Origin of the sequence: Candidatus Poriferisodalis sp. (genome assembly GCF_965208555.1) — a bacterium.
In the GTDB taxonomy this organism is placed as follows: Bacteria; Actinomycetota; Acidimicrobiia; order Acidimicrobiales; family Poriferisodalaceae; genus Poriferisodalis.
Window position 1 is genome coordinate 3,239,205 of the sequence record NZ_OZ242342.1, and the last position, 15,498, is coordinate 3,254,702.

General features: G+C 67.6%; 13 protein-coding genes. 7 read left to right on the forward strand and 6 right to left on the reverse strand.

The genetic code is table 11. The features are described 5' to 3' along the window. Nucleotides 1-24: 24 nt before the first annotated feature. Entirely contained in the window at nt 25-792 is a 768-nt protein-coding gene (locus ACOGXE_RS14855; protein WP_419933536.1) for a DUF169 domain-containing protein, read from the reverse strand. 202 nt (nt 793-994) lie between these two features. Here ACOGXE_RS14855 and ACOGXE_RS14860 point away from each other — a divergent pair, with 202 nt between their 5' ends. The 4 genes from ACOGXE_RS14860 to ACOGXE_RS14875 all read left to right on the forward strand — a co-directional run bounded on the left by ACOGXE_RS14860 (nt 995) and on the right by ACOGXE_RS14875 (nt 6,028). After that, nucleotides 995-1,777, forward strand: a complete 783-nt coding sequence (locus ACOGXE_RS14860; protein WP_419931672.1) for an enoyl-CoA hydratase/isomerase family protein — start codon at nt 995-997, stop codon at nt 1,775-1,777. An 87-nt stretch (nt 1,778-1,864) separates the two neighbouring features. Then, complete coding sequence (locus ACOGXE_RS14865; protein ID WP_419931673.1) at nt 1,865-2,788, forward strand: TIGR01777 family oxidoreductase; 924 nt, start codon at nt 1,865-1,867, stop codon at nt 2,786-2,788. A gap of 50 nt (nt 2,789-2,838) precedes the next feature. Beyond that, the gene (locus tag ACOGXE_RS14870) at nt 2,839-5,133 is read left to right on the forward strand and encodes a penicillin acylase family protein (protein WP_419931674.1); all 2,295 of its coding nucleotides are present in this window, start codon (nt 2,839-2,841) and stop codon (nt 5,131-5,133) included. Nucleotides 5,134-5,218: 85 nt separating this feature from the next. Further along, nucleotides 5,219-6,028, forward strand: coding sequence for an alpha/beta hydrolase fold domain-containing protein (locus ACOGXE_RS14875; protein ID WP_419931675.1), 810 nt, complete (start codon nt 5,219-5,221; stop codon nt 6,026-6,028). On the opposite strand, the gene ACOGXE_RS14880 is transcribed toward ACOGXE_RS14875, so the two are convergent. The 4 genes from ACOGXE_RS14880 to ACOGXE_RS14895 all read right to left on the reverse strand — a co-directional run bounded on the left by ACOGXE_RS14880 (nt 6,006) and on the right by ACOGXE_RS14895 (nt 10,772). Further along, nucleotides 6,006-6,878, reverse strand: coding sequence for an alpha/beta fold hydrolase (locus ACOGXE_RS14880; RefSeq protein ID WP_419931676.1), 873 nt, complete (start codon nt 6,876-6,878; stop codon nt 6,006-6,008). The two genes, ACOGXE_RS14875 and ACOGXE_RS14880, sit on opposite strands and share 23 nt — an antisense overlap. Further along, nucleotides 6,875-8,158 carry an LLM class flavin-dependent oxidoreductase gene (locus ACOGXE_RS14885; protein WP_419931677.1) on the reverse strand — a complete coding sequence of 428 codons (1,284 nt, stop codon included), beginning with the start codon at nt 8,156-8,158 and terminating at the stop codon, nt 6,875-6,877. The genes ACOGXE_RS14880 and ACOGXE_RS14885 overlap by 4 nt, the downstream gene beginning before the upstream one ends. A gap of 77 nt (nt 8,159-8,235) precedes the next feature. Continuing rightward, nucleotides 8,236-9,558, reverse strand: coding sequence for a cytochrome P450 (locus ACOGXE_RS14890; RefSeq protein WP_419931678.1), 1,323 nt, complete (start codon nt 9,556-9,558; stop codon nt 8,236-8,238). 68 nt (nt 9,559-9,626) lie between these two features. After that, nucleotides 9,627-10,772 carry an acyl-CoA dehydrogenase family protein gene (locus ACOGXE_RS14895; RefSeq protein WP_419931679.1) on the reverse strand — a complete coding sequence of 382 codons (1,146 nt, stop codon included), beginning with the start codon at nt 10,770-10,772 and terminating at the stop codon, nt 9,627-9,629. A gap of 88 nt (nt 10,773-10,860) precedes the next feature. Here ACOGXE_RS14895 and ACOGXE_RS14900 point away from each other — a divergent pair, with 88 nt between their 5' ends. After that, on the forward strand, nt 10,861-12,225 hold the full coding sequence (locus tag ACOGXE_RS14900; RefSeq protein ID WP_419931680.1) for a M20/M25/M40 family metallo-hydrolase: 1,365 nt from the start codon (nt 10,861-10,863) through the stop codon (nt 12,223-12,225). 117 nt (nt 12,226-12,342) lie between these two features. Here ACOGXE_RS14900 and ACOGXE_RS14905 read toward each other — a convergent pair whose 3' ends face one another. Continuing rightward, entirely contained in the window at nt 12,343-13,056 is a 714-nt protein-coding gene (locus tag ACOGXE_RS14905; protein WP_419931681.1) for a hypothetical protein, read from the reverse strand. Between the two features lie 150 nt (nt 13,057-13,206). On the opposite strand from ACOGXE_RS14905, the gene ACOGXE_RS14910 reads away from it, so the two are divergent. Together ACOGXE_RS14910 and ACOGXE_RS14915 are read left to right on the forward strand one after the other, a co-directional pair. Then, nucleotides 13,207-14,925 (forward strand): N-acyl-D-amino-acid deacylase family protein, encoded by a 1,719-nt coding sequence (locus tag ACOGXE_RS14910; RefSeq protein ID WP_419931682.1) that lies wholly within the window; start codon nt 13,207-13,209, stop codon nt 14,923-14,925. Nucleotides 14,926-15,011: 86 nt separating this feature from the next. Continuing rightward, nucleotides 15,012-15,488: a peptidylprolyl isomerase gene (locus tag ACOGXE_RS14915; RefSeq protein ID WP_419931683.1), complete on the forward strand. Its 477-nt coding sequence runs from the start codon at nt 15,012-15,014 to the stop codon at nt 15,486-15,488. Nucleotides 15,489-15,498 lie beyond the last annotated feature (10 nt).

A 15,498-nucleotide genomic window follows, 5' to 3' on the forward strand; every position in this document is an offset into this window, starting at 1 on the left:
CTTGCCGTGTTTGGCAGGGCGCGATCAGTCGTAGCTGACGCCCAAGCCGGCCCGCGCATCGGTCTGGATGCCGTACGGCGGGATCGGGTAGCGCAGGCCGTTGCGGGCCAGCGCCTCCATGCCCTCGACTGCGACGACAAGATCATCGGGTGTCAGCGCGATCAGCAGCTCGTCTTCCATCACGCCGCCGTAGCGCCGTTCGGCAAAGCACGGGATGGACACGCTCGGCTCGCCGGTGCGCAGCGCCCGGCCCCAGGAGTCAGCGCATGCCGACTCGCCCACGCAGCCCCACTCCATCTTCTCGTAGCCGCGCCACTGCAGGCCGTTGATCAGGATGATCATCTGTGCCGGGGTGGCGTAGATCAGGCACACATCGGGCGGGTTCAGGCGCTTGGCCGACAGCGGCGACACCACCATGGCCTCATAGGACCCATACGGCACGAAGTCCATGGCGTGCTGGTGCGCCGAGGCATCCTCGAGCGTCTCGTACCACACACCTGCCATCCGGTCGCCGGAGAGCCACTCGTCGTCCTGGGGATGCAGGCCGATGACAGCGCCGCACTGCGCTCCCACGAGGTCGTCCATGGTGAAGCCCACCGTCCAGTTCAGCCGGCATGCCATGCCCACGAGCTGATCGGTGGTGTGAATGTCTCTCGGGCGGCGGACCCGGGGCACCTCGTTCATTGCCGCTTCGGATTCGAAGAGCTTCATCCCGATCGGGGTGGTGCGGATCCGCAGCACCGCGTTCAGGCGCGCCAGCAGTTCGTCCCAGTCGATGGACGCTGTGCGCACGTGCGCTGCAGTCTCGGTGGTTGCCTCGGCTGTCTCGGTCTGCGTCACGGCTGTCCCCTCGTCGGCCGCCAATATGGCCTCGTTGCTGCCGAACGGGCAGCGGGCGTCTTCGAACGGTCACGCTAGTTCGGCGACCACTAGCGTGAGCCGCCGAGCAAGCGCAGGCTGAGCCACCGAAGACAAGGCGACAGGAGACGGGTCGATGGCAGACGGACTGAGGGTCGAGCGAGACGGGCGGGTCGGGCTGGTGATCATGGATCGGCCGCCCCACAACTTCCTGAGCTACCGCCAAGTGCACGACATCGCCGACGCAATGGTGGAGCTGGAACAGGACATGAGCATCGGCTGCGCCGTGCTGGCGGCCGAGGGACGCTCGTTTTGCGCCGGGGCCGACTTGGGCGGCGAGGGCGTCGGCGGCGGCGCCGAGGAGAAGGTCGGCGGCAGTGCCACGCTGCAGCTCTACCAGGGCTCGGGTCGGCTGTTCGATGTGACCCTGCCGATCGTCGGGGCGATTCACGGCCCGGCCATCGGTGGAGGTCTGGGGCTCGCCATGGTGCCGGACATCCGCATTACCTGCCCCGAAGCCCGGTTCTGTGCCAACTTCGCTTCCCTGGGCATCCATCAGGGTTTCGGCATGAGCGCCACGATGCCGCTGCTGCTGGGGCCCGAGCGCGCCGCAAAGGTGCTGCTGGGCGCCAAGCGCTACAAGGGCGACGAGGCTGTCGAGCTGGGTCTGGCAGACGAATGCGTGCCGGCCGATCAGGTGCGTGACCGTGCCATCGAGGTGGCAAGTGAGATCGCAGCCAATGCGCCGCTGGCCGTGCGGGCCATCAAGGCCACGCTGCGGCTGGGCCTCGGCGACAAGGTGCGCGAGATCACCCAGCGCGAGGCAGCAGAGCAGCTGCGCCTGTCGGGCACCGAGGACGCCCGCGAGGGCATGAAGGCGGTATCGGAACGCCGCCCGGGGAACTTCGTCGGGCGTTAGCCCGAGCATCAGACTCGTCGGCCGCTACTCCGAGCGGCAGCTCTGCGCGTCGCTGCGGGGGCGGGCTGGCGCGACATGATGGACGTGATGAACCCAATGCGAGTCGCTATCACGGGCATTCGGGGACTGATCGGAGGAGCGCTGGCCGCGAGCTTGCGTGCCGACGGCCACGAGATCGTCGGCGTCTCGCGGCGGACCGATCCGGTCGGTGCGTCGGCAGCCGCCGATGAGACGGCCGAGCGGACAGTGGCATGGGATGTGGCAGCTGGGACCATCGATGCATCTGCGCTCGAGGGGCTCGACGCCATCGTGCATCTGGCGGGCGAGAGCATCGGAGGGCGGTGGACCGACAGGCGCAAGGCGGCGATCATGTCCAGCCGCGTCGAGTCCACCAGGCTGCTCGCGGGAGTTGTTCGCGAGCTCGACGCCAAGCCGTCAGTGTTCGTGTGCGGCTCGGCTATCGGCTTCTACGGCGACCGGGGCGACGAGGAGCTGACCGAGCGGTCGCTGCCGGGCGACGGCTTCCTGGCAGACGTGTGCATGCGCTGGGAGCGCGCAGCGGTGCCGATCCCAGATTCCGGAGTGCGGCTTGTGCGCATACGCACCGGTCTCGTGGTGGGTTCCGGAGCCGAGGCCATTGATCGGATGGCGACGATCACGCGGCTCGGCGCCGGCGGTCCGCTGGGAGGTGGCCGTCAGTGGTGGAGCTGGATCAGCCTCGACGACGAAGTGCGGGCCATACGCCATCTCATCGACAGCGACGCGAGCGGGGCGTTCAACCTGACGGCACCCAACCCCGTCCGCCAACGCGACTTCCAGCGTGCGTTGAGCGCTGCGTTGCGACGTCCGTCGTTCATGCCGGCGCCGCAATTCGCGATCCGCGCCGCCCTGGGTGAGGTGGGCCAATCACTGCTGCTCGATTCGACCCGTGTGCTTCCCGATGCCCTCGCAGAGGACGGCTTCGAGTTCATTCACCCTCAGCTGGACGGCGCGCTCGCCGAAGCGCTCTAGCAGCGATAAACACGCTGTCGAACGAACGCTGGCGTCCTAGCGTGGCCGCCATGACCCCGAGCAGCGGATCGAGCGGCAGTGTTGCAACGAGCGAACTCGGTGCGACGGTCCGGCGTGACAGGTGGGGCATCGCCCATGTCGAGGCGCTCTCGGCAGAGGCGGTGTTCGCGGCTCAGGGCTGGGTGGCGGCCGACGACCGGATCTGGCAGATGGAGTGGGATCGTCGCCGGGCTCTCGGACGTTGGGCCGAAGTCGTCGGCATGGCTGGCGCCCGTGAGGACGCTTTCTTCCGCCGGTTGGGGCTCGCCGCAATCTCCCGAGCCGACTACGCAGCGCTCAACGGGCATACCCAGGCGATGTGTGAGGCCTACACGCAGGGTGTGAACCGCTGGCTCCTGACCCATCAAGACGCACTGCCGGCGGAATTTGAGCATCACCCGGCTCCGCCCGAGCCGTGGGAGCCATGGCACTGCGTCGCCGTCTACAAGCTGCGGCACATCTTCATGGGCACGCTCACCCGCAAGCTGTGGCGCGGGCGCATCTTGGCTCAAGCCGGCCCGGAGGCCGTCATGGCCACGGTCGGGGACATCGAGGCCGACGCTGCAATGGCGCCCGGCGATTTGCCCCGTCCCGATCTGCTTGCCGATGCGGTTCGCGTGCTCGATGCCAGCGCATCCGACATGGCAGCGCTGGCGGCAGCCATGGACTCCGACGGCGCATCAAACTCGTGGGCGCTCAGCGGCGAGCGCACCGCCAGCGGCAAGCCCCTGCTGGCGGGCGACCCGCACCGCGGCATCGAGTTCCCGAACGTGTACCACCAGTGCCACCTCCGCTGCGACGAGTTCGATGCGATCGGGATGGGCTTCCCCGGCGTGCCGGGTTTCCCGCACTTCGGCCACAACGCCGAAGTGGCCTGGGGCATCACCCATGGCATGTGTGACGACACCGATGTGTTCGTCGAGCGCTTCGCAGCGGACGCTGGCTCGTGGCGGCTGGCGGACGGCACGACCGTTGACTGGCGCCACGAGCCGCTGGAGATCCGTGGCGAGGGCACGGTCGAGGTGCTCTGCGGCGCCACGCCTAGGGGACCAGTAGTGCTCGGCGACCCGGCCGATGGCGTTGCACTCTCGATGCAGTGGACCGGTATGTTCGGCGCCGACACAACGCTGGATGCCCAATGGCCGATGCTGGTCGCGGGCTCGACGGCTGAGCTGATCGAAGCAGTCCGACCGTGGGTGCTGCCGGTGAACAACCTGCTGGCCGCTGACCGGGCCGGTTCGATTGCCTTCAAGATCCGCGGGCGCGTCATCGAGCGCTCTCCGGCCAGCCGCTGGACACCGGTGCCCGGAACCGACGAATTCGCCTGGGATGGATTGCATCCCGTGCCGTTCGAAGACCTGCCGCAGTGGGCCGATCCCGAGCGTGGCTTCCTGGTGACGGCCAACAATCGAACCGCCGACGGCGGCCCCTACATCTCGCTGGACTTTGCAGGCCCGAGCCGTCACGACCGCATCTGCGAGCTGCTGACGCCGATGACGGGTGCCGCCGTCGCCGACATGAGCGCAGTCCACGGTGACGTCACCTCGCTAGTGGCCCCGCAGGTGCTCGGCCTGATCGCCGAGTACGCCGTGGAGTGCGGTCACGAGCTATCCCATGGATTGCTGGACATGCTGGCCGACTGGGATCAGCGCATGACCGCCGACTCGGCAGCGGCAACCGTCTACGCGGTCGTCAAGCGTCGGCTCATCGAGTCGATCGTCGAGCGGCTCGGCATCGCCGGTGCCGAGCTCGGCGCTGCCGGATGGCCCCCTGCCGGCGAGGCCAGCCGCATGGCGGCGGGCGCAGCCACACGGATGCTCTGCGAGCGGAATCTCGACGTCGTGCCGGGGCTGGACAATCCCATCGGGCGTCGCATGGCGGTCAGCGCGTGCGTGGACGAGACCGCAGCCGAGCTGTCGCAGCGCCTTGGCGACGACCCCAGCGAATGGACGTGGGGCCGGGTGCATCGGATGGCATCGCCGCACCCGCTTGCCTCGGCACTCGCCGCGGCACGGGACTTGCATCCGCCGATCGACGGCTGCGCCGGCGACGGTGACACCGTTCGCCAAGGCGGCACCGCGCCCGAGACTGGCGAGCGAGCCATTCACGGCTCCGTTGCCCGGTACGCATTCGATCTCGGCGACTGGGACAGCTCCGGTTGGGTGGTCCCCCATGGTGTGTCGGGCGTACGCGGCGGCGGCCACGACCTCGACCAGCGGCAGGCTTGGCTGGCCTGCGAGCTGATCCCGATGGCCTACAGCTCCGAGGCAGTGACCTCCGTCACCATCCATGAGCACGAGATCTGATCAAGCATCTTTCCTTCGCCGGCACCATCTTTCGCCACAAGCGGCCGCCTACCGGACGCAGCGCAAGCCGTCGGTACCGATCAAGATGCCCGACCTCTCCGATCATGCGGCGGTGGCGCGCTGGCGGGCCGAAACCAACGCGCTCTGGGGCGAAGCTGACGATCCGCAGGTTCCGCACCGACGGCAGGAAATCGGAGGTGTGCCGTGCCTCGTCGCTGGCCCACCGCCAGGTTCCGGCGCCCCGGTCGTACTCTATGCGCACGGCGGCGGCTACGTGCTGGGCAGCGCCGCTGTCGCGATCCCGATCACCGCTCGTCTGGGCCGGACCCTGCGGGTGGTCTCAGTGGACTACCGCCAACCGCCGGAGCACCCGTTCCCGGCAGCCCTCGACGATGTCTTGGCCGTGTACCTAGCGCTCGCCGCGGGCGACACTCCCGTAGCGCTCGCAGGCGACTCGTCCGGGGGAGCGCTCGCGCTCAGCGCTGCGGTGATGGCCACAGCTCGAGGCGCTCGGCCGGCAGCGGTCGCGCTGTTCAGTCCCTTGCTCGACCACGCTGCCGTACCCGGCAGCCCGCTCGTCGACGGCGAGGGACGACGCCTCATCGATCATTACGTCGGCGGTGCCGATCCAGCTGACCCTCGCCTGTCGCCGCTACGCGCCGATCTCAGCGAGTTGCCTGGGGTGCTCGTGCAAGCAGGGGCCGATGAGCCCCTCGCGTCTCAGGCCGTCGAGTTGCAGGCTCGCGCGGTCGCCGTGGGCACCAACATCACGCTCGAATTGTGGGAGCACCTGTGGCACACATGGCACTACCACCACCTGCCAGAGGCCGACCAGGCCCTCATCGAGGCGGCTGCCTTCCTGGCAGCACTCCTCAGCCAGCCAAGTGGGCCGTGACCGCCGCCACTACGGCCGCGGGTTGCTCGTAGGGGAGCATGTGTCCGGCACCGTCGACGAGTTCGACGGTGGCGTCGGGCAGCGCCGCCTGCCATGCGTCGGCGTAAGCAGGCGGGATCAGCCGGTCCTGTCGGCCCCACACCAGCAACGTGGGCACCGTCACTCGGTATGCCCGTTCCGAGAATCGCCGGTTGGGGATCGGGAACAGGATCTTGCCGGCCATGCCCTGCTGGCGGGCCCGGGCCACCATGAAGCGCGTCAGCGTGGCGTTGTCGGAGAAATCGGCGCCGCCGGTCAGCACTTCCTCACCCACATTCGGATCTGCGAAGAGCACCTCGGCGAGCTGGTAGGGGAGCATCGCAAAGATGTCGGGAATCGGGTGATCACCCAGCCACATCCCCGCGGGGCACAGCAGGGCCATCCGGCCTACTGACTGGGGTGCCAGGGCCGCCATCTCGGCGGCGATCATGCCGCCCATCGAGTGGCCCATCAGGTGCAGCTCGCCGATCCCCGAGCCTGCGCCCGAATGTGGGAGCAGGCCCATCTCGGTGGCTACGTCCCAGCCGTGCAGTGCGAAGTCCTGCATGTCGGACAGGCGGTCCTCGTCGCCGTGCTCGCTCCATGCGGGCCACACCGGTGCCACCACGCGCAGGCCGGCCGCGGCCAGGCTGTCGAGCACGGGCTCGCCGGGCAGCCATCCGCCGGCGCCGTGCAGCGCCAGCACGGTCGCCGTGCCAGCAGACGCTCCGCCTGCGGGCTCGTAAACGCGCACCGGCGCAGTCACTGATCGCCGGGTCGTGATGAGAACCTCTTCAAAGGTCGGCGCGGGTGCAGTGTCGGTGGCGCTCATGCCACCGGGCCCTTGGGCGCCTCGGGATAGCGGCGAGCGTCAGCCATCGTGTCCTCGGGACGCACCCGGTCGTCCATCGGCTTGCACCACCAGTCGGGGGCGTCGGCGAACTCGTCGCCCCAGATGCCGCGCAGGCCCGGCATCACTTTCTCGGCGAACAGCTGGCTGGAGTAGCGGGTCTTCCAGTCGGGCATGTTGCCCATGTGCAGCAGGCAGAACACCGTGCCGACGCGCAGCCGCTTGATCATGTCCTCCATGCGTTCGCGCACGGTGTCGGGTGAACCGGCGATGACGTAGCCGCCCTCAACCAGGTCCTTCCAGGTCAGCCGCTTGAACAGCTCTTGGTTCTCCTTGCGGAACTGGTCCAGCTTGCCGGCCTGGATGGTCTTGACCGTCCGGTAGCCGGGCGGGTCGGCGAAGCCCGGGAACACGTGCAGGCAGCGGTTGAAGAAATACAGCATGTGCTCGCTGTAGAGCTCCTCCGCCTCGGCGTCGGTGGCTGCCGTGCAGATGATCTGCGCGAACCCGGCACGGCCCGGCGACATGGATTTGTTCGTCTCCTCGACACGGTTCCAGTACCCGTCCATCAGCGTCTGGCCGGCCAGGTAGCCGTTGAAGCTCAGGTACGAGTAGTTGTAGTCGTTCTCGAGGCAGAAGTCCCACGTCTCGATGGAACCGCCGCCGGGGATGTAGATCGGCGGGTGGGGCTGCTGGATCGGCTTTGGCCAGCAGTTCACGTAGCGCAGCTGGGTGTACTTGCCGTCGAAGGCGAACACGTCTGGATTGGTCCACGCCTCCATGATCAGGTCATGGGCCTCGTAGTACTTCTCGCGGGTCAGCGCCGGGATCTGCCCGTAGGTGAAGTTGGTGTCCATCGGTGTGCCCACCGGGAACCCGGCCACCAGCCGCCCGCCGCTGAGGCAGTCGAGCATGGCGAACTCCTCGGCTACCCGGTGCGGTGGGTTGTACAGGGCGATCGAGTTGCCGATGACGCAGATGGCGGCCTGCGAGGTCCGCCGGGCCAGGCCGGCAGCGATGATGTTGGGGCTCGGCATGATGCCGTAGCCGTTCTGGTGATGCTCGTTGACACCTATGCCGTCGAAGCCCAGCTCGTCGGCGAATTCGAGCTGGTCCATGTACTCGTGGTAAACGCCGTTGGCGCGCTCGGGGTCGAACAGTGAGCCGTCGATATCGACCCATACAGACCGGTGCTCGGTCTTGAAGTCGTCGGGCAGGTCGGGCCATGGCATGAGGTTGAACCAGCAGAACTTGACGGTCATGCAGGGGCTCCTTCGAGGATCGAGTTCGGACGAGACAGTCTCAGACGAAAGGGTTGCAGGCGAGCCAACAGTCTGGGCTATCGGCGCGTGACGCGGACCGGCAGGTAGGTGTAGCCGTGGATGAACGAGGAGAGCGAGCGCTGGGGCTCAGCCTGGACTTCGATTCGCTCGAAGCGCGGCAGGATCTCCTCCCACAAAACCCTCAACTGCAGCTCGGCCAGCCGACTGCCGAGGCAGTAGTGAAAGCCGTAGCCGAACGAGAGGTGACTGGCGGCATTGTGACGCTCGATGTCGAGGTCGTCGGCGTTGTCGCCGAAGACCTCCTCGTCTCGATTGGCCGAGACGTACCACATCAGGACCTGATCGTCCTTGCGGATCTGCTTGCCGCCGATCACGCAGTCGGCGGTGGCGGTGCGCCGCATGTAGGCCAGCGGCGTCTGCCAGCGGATGATCTCCGGCACGAAGCCGGCGATGAGATCGGGGTTCGCGTTGAGCTTGTCGTACTGATCGGGGTACTTGTTGAGGGCGTACACGCTGCCTGACATGGTGTTGCGCGTCGTGTCGTTGCCGCCGACGATCAGCAGGATCAGATTGCCGAGGTGGGCCGCGGCGGGCAGGTGACTCGTGGCTTCGCCGTGCACCAGCATCGAGATCATGTCGTTGCCGGGGTTCGTCCGCCGCTCCTCCCAGAGCCGCTCGAAGTACGGCAGGCAATCGGAGAACTCCTCGCGCCGCTGGGCGCTGGTCTCGACGATGCCCTCCGGACCGGGGATGGTGGTCACCAAGTCGGACCAACGGGTGAGCTTTCGCCGGTCCTCCAGCGGGAAGTCGAACAGGGTCGCCAGCATCAGCGTGGTCAGCTCGACCGACACCGTGTCGACCCAGTCGAACGTCTCGCCCTCAGGCAGGGAGTCGAGCACCTTCGTCGCGCGTTCCCGGATGAGCCCCTCGAGGTTCCGCAGGTTGGTGGGGGCCATCATCGGCTGGACGGTGCGGCGCTGGCGCCGGTGCTCGGGCGCGTCCATGGTGATGAACGAGTTCAGGGGCGTCGTCGGAGGCAAGTCAGTGTCTGCGGGCGGTCCGACGGTGATGCCGTGGGCCGAGCAGAACGTCTCGTCGTCGCTCTCCACCTCGCGGACGTCGGCCCACCTCGTGACCGACCAGTAGCGTCCCGCCGATCCCAGCTCGTTGAAGTGGACGGGATCTTCCGCTCGCAGCCGTGCGAAGTGATCGTGCCAGCGATCCTCGCGGAACAGGTGAGGATTCAGCGGGTTGATCTCATCGATGCCGAGCTCGGCTGCAGGCGGGACACCCGCACCGAACTGCGCCTGTTCCCGATCGGGATTCACCGCGCCGCCGGCCCGCCATGCCTCCCGCTCTGCCTCTGTTGCCGTTGCCATGTCGTTCACCCCCGCATGAGGATTCAGCCGCGTCGAACCCGGAGGCATCGACGACCGGTCCGTCAACTTTAGGGGGACGGCTCGCGGGGCAGCCCGAGCACTCGCTCGCCGATGATGTTGCGCTGGATCTCGCTGGTGCCGCCCGCGATGCGCATTCCCGGCGCATACAGGAATGCCTCAGTCTCGTCCGACGCCAGCATCGCGTCGGCACCGCGGAGTCCCGCTCCTGCGGCGACCTCGTCGTACCCGAGTTCGCTGTTTGCCAGTTTGGAGACAGGCGCCATGCGCGGATCGGCACCGTGCAGTTCCATGAGCGCCGCCAGCGCGCCGCCCCGAGCGAGCAGATCGGCGAGCGATTGCCGACCCAGCGGTCCGGCATCGCCTGCCGCATCGATCATCTTGGCGAGGCGTTTGCGGAGGCTGATGACGCCAGAGGAGCCGGCACCCCCGCGCTCGTCCTCCAGCACCGCCATGGCTACGCCCCAGCCACCGCCGCGCTCGCCCAGCAGTGCGTCTGCGGGCATCGCTACCTCATCGAAGAAGACCTCGCAGAACTCGCTGTCGCCGGTCATCTGGCGGATAGGTCGCACCTCGATACCGGGCAGGGTCATGTCCAAGAGGAAGAAGCTGATGCCGCGGTGCTTGGGAGCCTCCGGCTCGGTGCGGGCCATCAAGATGCCGTACTCGGCGAACTGTGCGTTCGAGGACCACACCTTCTGGCCGTTCAGCACGAAACGGCTGCCATCGGGCACTGCTGCAGTGGTGAGTCCACCCAAGTCCGAGCCGTTCCCGGGCTCGCTGAACAGTTGGCACCACAGCATCTCGCCCGTCAGGGTCGGCCGCAGGAACCGCTCGCGCTGGGCATCAGTGCCCGTGCGCATGATTGCCTCACCGGCCAGCACGATCCCCTGCAGGTTCAGGTAGGGAGCAACGCCGGCCCGCTCGCACTCCTCCATCCATACCCCGGTGTGCGCCCTGCTCAACCCGCGGCCGCCGTATTCCGTCGGCCAATGCAGCCCGGCCCAGCCGTGGTCGAAGCAGAATGCCTGCCATCGGCGCGCATGATCGTGCAGTGCGGGCACCAAGATCGCGCCGTACGCAGGGCAAGCCTCGCCGGCCGCGACAGCATCCTGCAGGAACGCCGCCGTCGAATCTCTGAACGTCTCGAGACTCTCGGGGGCCGGCGTGCCTGCAGAGGTGGCAGCGGCGCTCATGGCGCTCACCGTAGCCGTGACCGCGCACGCGCGGCCGAAGGCCGCCGCTCGCCATGCCGGGCGCGGCCGCAGTCGTAACATCGCTGCCATGGGCGAACTCGACCACACCGATCCAGCGCTGACCAACGAGACCATCGAGTTGTTGCAGCAGCTGATCCGCAACGCCTGCGTCAATGACGGGACCGTCGAGTCAGGCGAGGAGGTTCGCAACAGCGACCTGTTGGAGACCTTCCTGGAAGGAGCTGGCGTCGATGTCGAGAGCTTCGAGTCCGAGCCAGGGCGCCGGTCGCTCGTGGCGCGCATCTCGGGCACCGATCCTGCCGCGCCGAAGTTGTGCCTGATGGGCCACACCGACGTCGTGCCGGTCAATCCAGAGGGCTGGAGCCGGGATCCGTTCGGCGGCGAGCTGGTGGACGGCGAGGTGTGGGGACGCGGCGCCGTCGACATGCTCAACCTCACGTCGTCGATGGCAGTGGCATTCCGTCACATCGTCCGCAGCGGCTACCGCCCCAAGGGCGACGTCATCTACTTCGGCGTTGCCGACGAGGAGGCGGGCGGCACCTACGGCGCCAAGTGGATGGCGGAGCACCACTGGGACGCCATCGAATGCGACTACGTGCTCACCGAGTTCGGCGGCATGCCGAACCACACGCCACAGGGCACCAAGATCACCCTCGCGGCGGGCGAGAAGGGCATCGGCTGGCGGCGCCTCACCGTGCGCGGCACGCCCGGTCACGGTTCGATGCCCTTCGGCACCGACAATGCGCTGATCAAGGCGGCCGAGATCGTGCGTCGCATCGCTGAGTACCGCCCAGCGCCCCAGCTCACCGAGATGTGGCAGCACCATGTCTCGACATTGAGGGTCGACGACGAGACCCGCGAAGCGTTGCTCGACCCGGCCCGCGTCTACGACGCCGTGGCCGGCATCGACTCGCCGGGCCTCGCTCGCCATCTGCACGCATGCAGCCACACCACCTTCAGCCCGAATGTCGTGGGCGGCGGCAACAAGACCAACATCATCCCGGACAAGGTGGAGATCGAGGTCGACATCCGCACCGCACCCGGCGATCCCGTCGAGGTGAACGAGCATCTGCGGGCGGCACTCGGGGAGCTGTTCGACGAGGTCGAGATTGAGCATCTCCACGACGATCCGGCCAGCTCCTCGCCGACCAACACGCCGATGTGGCAGCTGCTGAGCGAGCTCGTGGCCAAGGCGCACCCGGGCGCTCCCGTGATCCCGCAACTGATCGTGGGCGCGACCGATGCCCGTTTCTTCCGCCTGAAGGGCGCCGTGGCCTACGGGGCGGGCCTGTTCAGCAACCGCGTCAACTCCAACGACTTCATGCTGCGCTTCCACGGCAACGACGAGCGCGTCGATGTCGATTCGCTGGCGCTCAGCACCCAGCTATGGATCGACGTAATCCAGAATCTCGGCGACGCGGCAAACCGCTAGTCGCTGATGTCATAGCTGCGGAGGCGGCGGAGAATTCTGCGACGTTGCGACCTGCTGGATCGCTGGTCGCAGAATTCTCTGCCGCCTCCGCAGCGGGTGCACCTTCCGGCGTTGCGCCTAGCCCGTGCAGGCCACCCGTGGCTCGATGTGCGGGAGACGCCCGGCCCGCAGCGAGATCACCGCACCGGCTTCGTCCACTTCCCACACCACCCGCTTGTCGATGTCGGGCGCGTCGACCGGCACGTACTGGATCGCTGAGAGTCCGGGCCCGTCTTCGATCCTGTCGCCGAAGGCTTCGATGATCTCGCTCCGGGTTGAGCCGATGCCGTAACCCGAGATCGTCGTGATCGGCCCGGATTCGATGTCGACACGGACGATCTCAGCGTTGACGGCCAGGAACCGGACGCCCTCGGGACCGTTCTGGACCGTGTAGTAGCGGCATGCGTCAGAGCCGCCCGGCACGGCGATCAGCAATGCGCCAGCGGCCGTCCGGGCATCTTCGAGCGTGTGACCGATCTGCACCGGGCCCAAACCCGCCGTCGACAGCTTGGATTCCACCGTCACGTCGGGACCCGCTGGCTCATCTTCGGACATGTCGTCGCCGGCGGCTGTCGTTGTCGGCGCGGCCGTCACGACCGTGCCGCTGTCGGAACCCGTGTCCGACATCATGGCCTCGTCAGCGGCCGTCGTAGTGGTCGCATCCGTTTCGTCGTCGCTCAGCAGACCGCACGCGCTGATCAGCGTCGCAGCGGCCAGCGCTGCCGCAAGCGCACGCCAGCGTTTGGCGTTGCCCTGCGGCGCAGCCTCTTGGCGGGAGTCGAGTTGGTGCACGGCAGTCGCCCTTCCAGTCACAGCCCTCTGGGGAGTCGGCATCCATTCGAGAGTACCGAAGCCAGCACCGCAGCGCGGAGACAACGGCGGTCGGCAGTGCTGCTGGCCTAGGCTCGACGTCGGAGACTCGCAGACGGAGGGGAGCGCCTGATGTCCCACGACACAGTCATTCGAGGCGGTTTGGTGGTCGACGGGACCGGCAGCGATGCCACGGTCGCTGACGTGGCCATCGACGGCGAGAGGATCACCGCAATCGGCACGGTGGAGGCGCCGGGACGCTCGGAGATCGACGCTGCCGGCAAGGTCGTGACGCCTGGCTTCGTCGACATCCACACCCACCTCGATGCGCAGCTCGCCTGGGACCCCATCGGCTCGAGTTCGTGCTGGCACGGTGTCACTTCGGTCGTGATGGGCAACTGCGGGGTCACGTTCGCTCCGGTGAAGACCGATGACATCGAGTACATCGCCGAAGTCATGGAGTCCGTGGAGGACATCCCGAAGCAGTCGATGATGCAGGGCCTGCCGTGGGACTGGCGGTCCTACGGCGAGTACCTGGCGTTTCTGGACCGCATGCCCAAGGGACTCAACGTCGGCGGCATGGTCGGGCATGTCGCAGTCCGCTGGCACACGATGGGACCCGACAGCCTCGATGAGCGCCCTGCGTCGGAATCGCAGGTCGCGGCCATGTGCGAGTTGGTGGACGAGGCGATGGGGTCGGGCGCGTTGGGTTTCTCGACCTCGCGCACGCTGCTGCACCGCACCCCCGACGGGCGCCCCATCCCGGGCACGTTCGCAGACGACAACGAGTTGTACGCCTTCGGCGACGTGCTGGGCCGCCACGGCCGGGGCGTGTTCGAGTCCGCGCCGCGCTTCGAGGCCGCCGGGCCCGACTTTGCCGGAGGCCGCCACGAGATCGAGGTGCTCGGCGAGATCACGCGGCGCAGCGGACAGCCCAGCACCTTCGGCCTCGTGTACTCCGCTCGCAAACCGGAGATGAGCGATCTGGTGCTCGGCTATGTCAGCGAGCAGAATGCCGCCGGCGCCAAGCTGCGCCCGCAGACCACCTGCCGCGCCATCGGTGTCGTGCTCGGAATCCAGCACCGCACGCCGTGGGACCGCGCGGGCGAGACGTGGCGGTCGCTTCGCAACCTCGACGTCGCCGGACGCCTCGAGGCCATCCGAGACCCTGCCACCCGTGCAGCCCTCGTGGCTGAGGCCAACTCGTCCGACGCCAACTCCACGGGCATGGCGAACTCGCTCGTCGACCTCAGCAGGCTGTACCTGCTCGACGCCGTCAACCCGAATTACCGGATCGGGCCCGACGGCACGCTGGAGGCACAGGCTGCGGCTGCGGGCGTGTCCCCGGTGGAGCTGTTCCTGGATGCGACCGATCGCTCCGACGGAACGGTGATGCTGAGCCTGCCAGTGCTGAACCAGGACTTCGATGCGATCGAGCGGATGCTGAGCCACGACGCCATCGTGATGGGACTCGCTGACGCGGGGGCCCACGTCGGGCAGATCATGGACTCCAGCCAGCCCACGTTCTTCCTGAGCCACTGGGTGCGGGACAACGGGTTCTTCTCGCTGCCCGAAGGCGTCCGCCGGATCACTTCAGACACAGCGGATCTGTTCGGGCTGGTCGACCGGGGGCGCCTTGAGGCCGGCCGATTCGCCGACATCAACATCATCGACGTCGACCGCCTGTCGCTGTCGGGCCCTGAGTACGTGTACGACTTCCCCGGCGGCGCGGGCCGCTACATCCAGCGAGGGGCCGGCTACGACGCCACGCTGGTGAACGGGCAGGTGTTCATGCGCGACGGCGAGCACACCGGCGCGCTCGCCGGCCGCACCCTGCGCTCCACTGACTAGTGCGAGCGCTGTTCTTTGCGAGCGCCAAGGCTTCGCTGGCGCTCACCCGATAAGACGGTCGCAATAGTCAGTAGGGTCGGCGCCTTATGGCTGCTGCACCTGCAATGAACATCAACACCGATGCGATCTGGCGTGTCACGCTCGACACGTCGAAGGGCCGCATCGTCATGGACCTGGACCCTCAGCTCGCCCCAGGGACGGTGAACAACTTCGTCAATCTGGCCCAGGACGGCTACTACACAGGGCTCACCTTCCACCGGGTTGTGCCCGAGTTCGTCATCCAGGGCGGCTGTCCGGAGGGCTCAGGCCGTGGCGGCCCGGGGTACCGATTCGCCGACGAGCCTGTGAAGGGCGAGTACACGCTGGGAGCAGTGGCCATGGCGAATGCGGGGCCGGACACCAACGGCAGCCAGTTCTTCATCTGCATCGATGACTGCCGCGCCAAGCTGCAGCCTGCTTACAACCTTTTCGGCTACGTCACCGAGGGAATGGACGTGGCGCTCGCGATTGCGGTCGGCGACACCATGGACACCGTCACCGTGGAAGAGATGCCTCGCAACTAGCGCGAGTAGC

Coding starts and splice junctions, on each gene's coding strand:
- ACOGXE_RS14860 (WP_419931672.1), top strand. CDS start 995: ATGGCAGACGGACTGAGGGTCGAGCGAGACGGGCGGGTCGGGCTGGTG.
- ACOGXE_RS14865 (WP_419931673.1), top strand. CDS start 1,865: ATGAACCCAATGCGAGTCGCTATCACGGGCATTCGGGGACTGATCGGA.
- ACOGXE_RS14870 (WP_419931674.1), top strand. CDS start 2,839: ATGACCCCGAGCAGCGGATCGAGCGGCAGTGTTGCAACGAGCGAACTC.
- ACOGXE_RS14875 (WP_419931675.1), top strand. CDS start 5,219: ATGCCCGACCTCTCCGATCATGCGGCGGTGGCGCGCTGGCGGGCCGAA.
- ACOGXE_RS14880 (WP_419931676.1), bottom strand. CDS start 6,878: ATGAGCGCCACCGACACTGCACCCGCGCCGACCTTTGAAGAGGTTCTC.
- ACOGXE_RS14885 (WP_419931677.1), bottom strand. CDS start 8,158: ATGACCGTCAAGTTCTGCTGGTTCAACCTCATGCCATGGCCCGACCTG.
- ACOGXE_RS14890 (WP_419931678.1), bottom strand. CDS start 9,558: ATGGCAACGGCAACAGAGGCAGAGCGGGAGGCATGGCGGGCCGGCGGC.
- ACOGXE_RS14895 (WP_419931679.1), bottom strand. CDS start 10,772: ATGAGCGCCGCTGCCACCTCTGCAGGCACGCCGGCCCCCGAGAGTCTC.
- ACOGXE_RS14900 (WP_419931680.1), top strand. CDS start 10,861: ATGGGCGAACTCGACCACACCGATCCAGCGCTGACCAACGAGACCATC.
- ACOGXE_RS14910 (WP_419931682.1), top strand. CDS start 13,207: ATGTCCCACGACACAGTCATTCGAGGCGGTTTGGTGGTCGACGGGACC.
- ACOGXE_RS14915 (WP_419931683.1), top strand. CDS start 15,012: ATGGCTGCTGCACCTGCAATGAACATCAACACCGATGCGATCTGGCGT.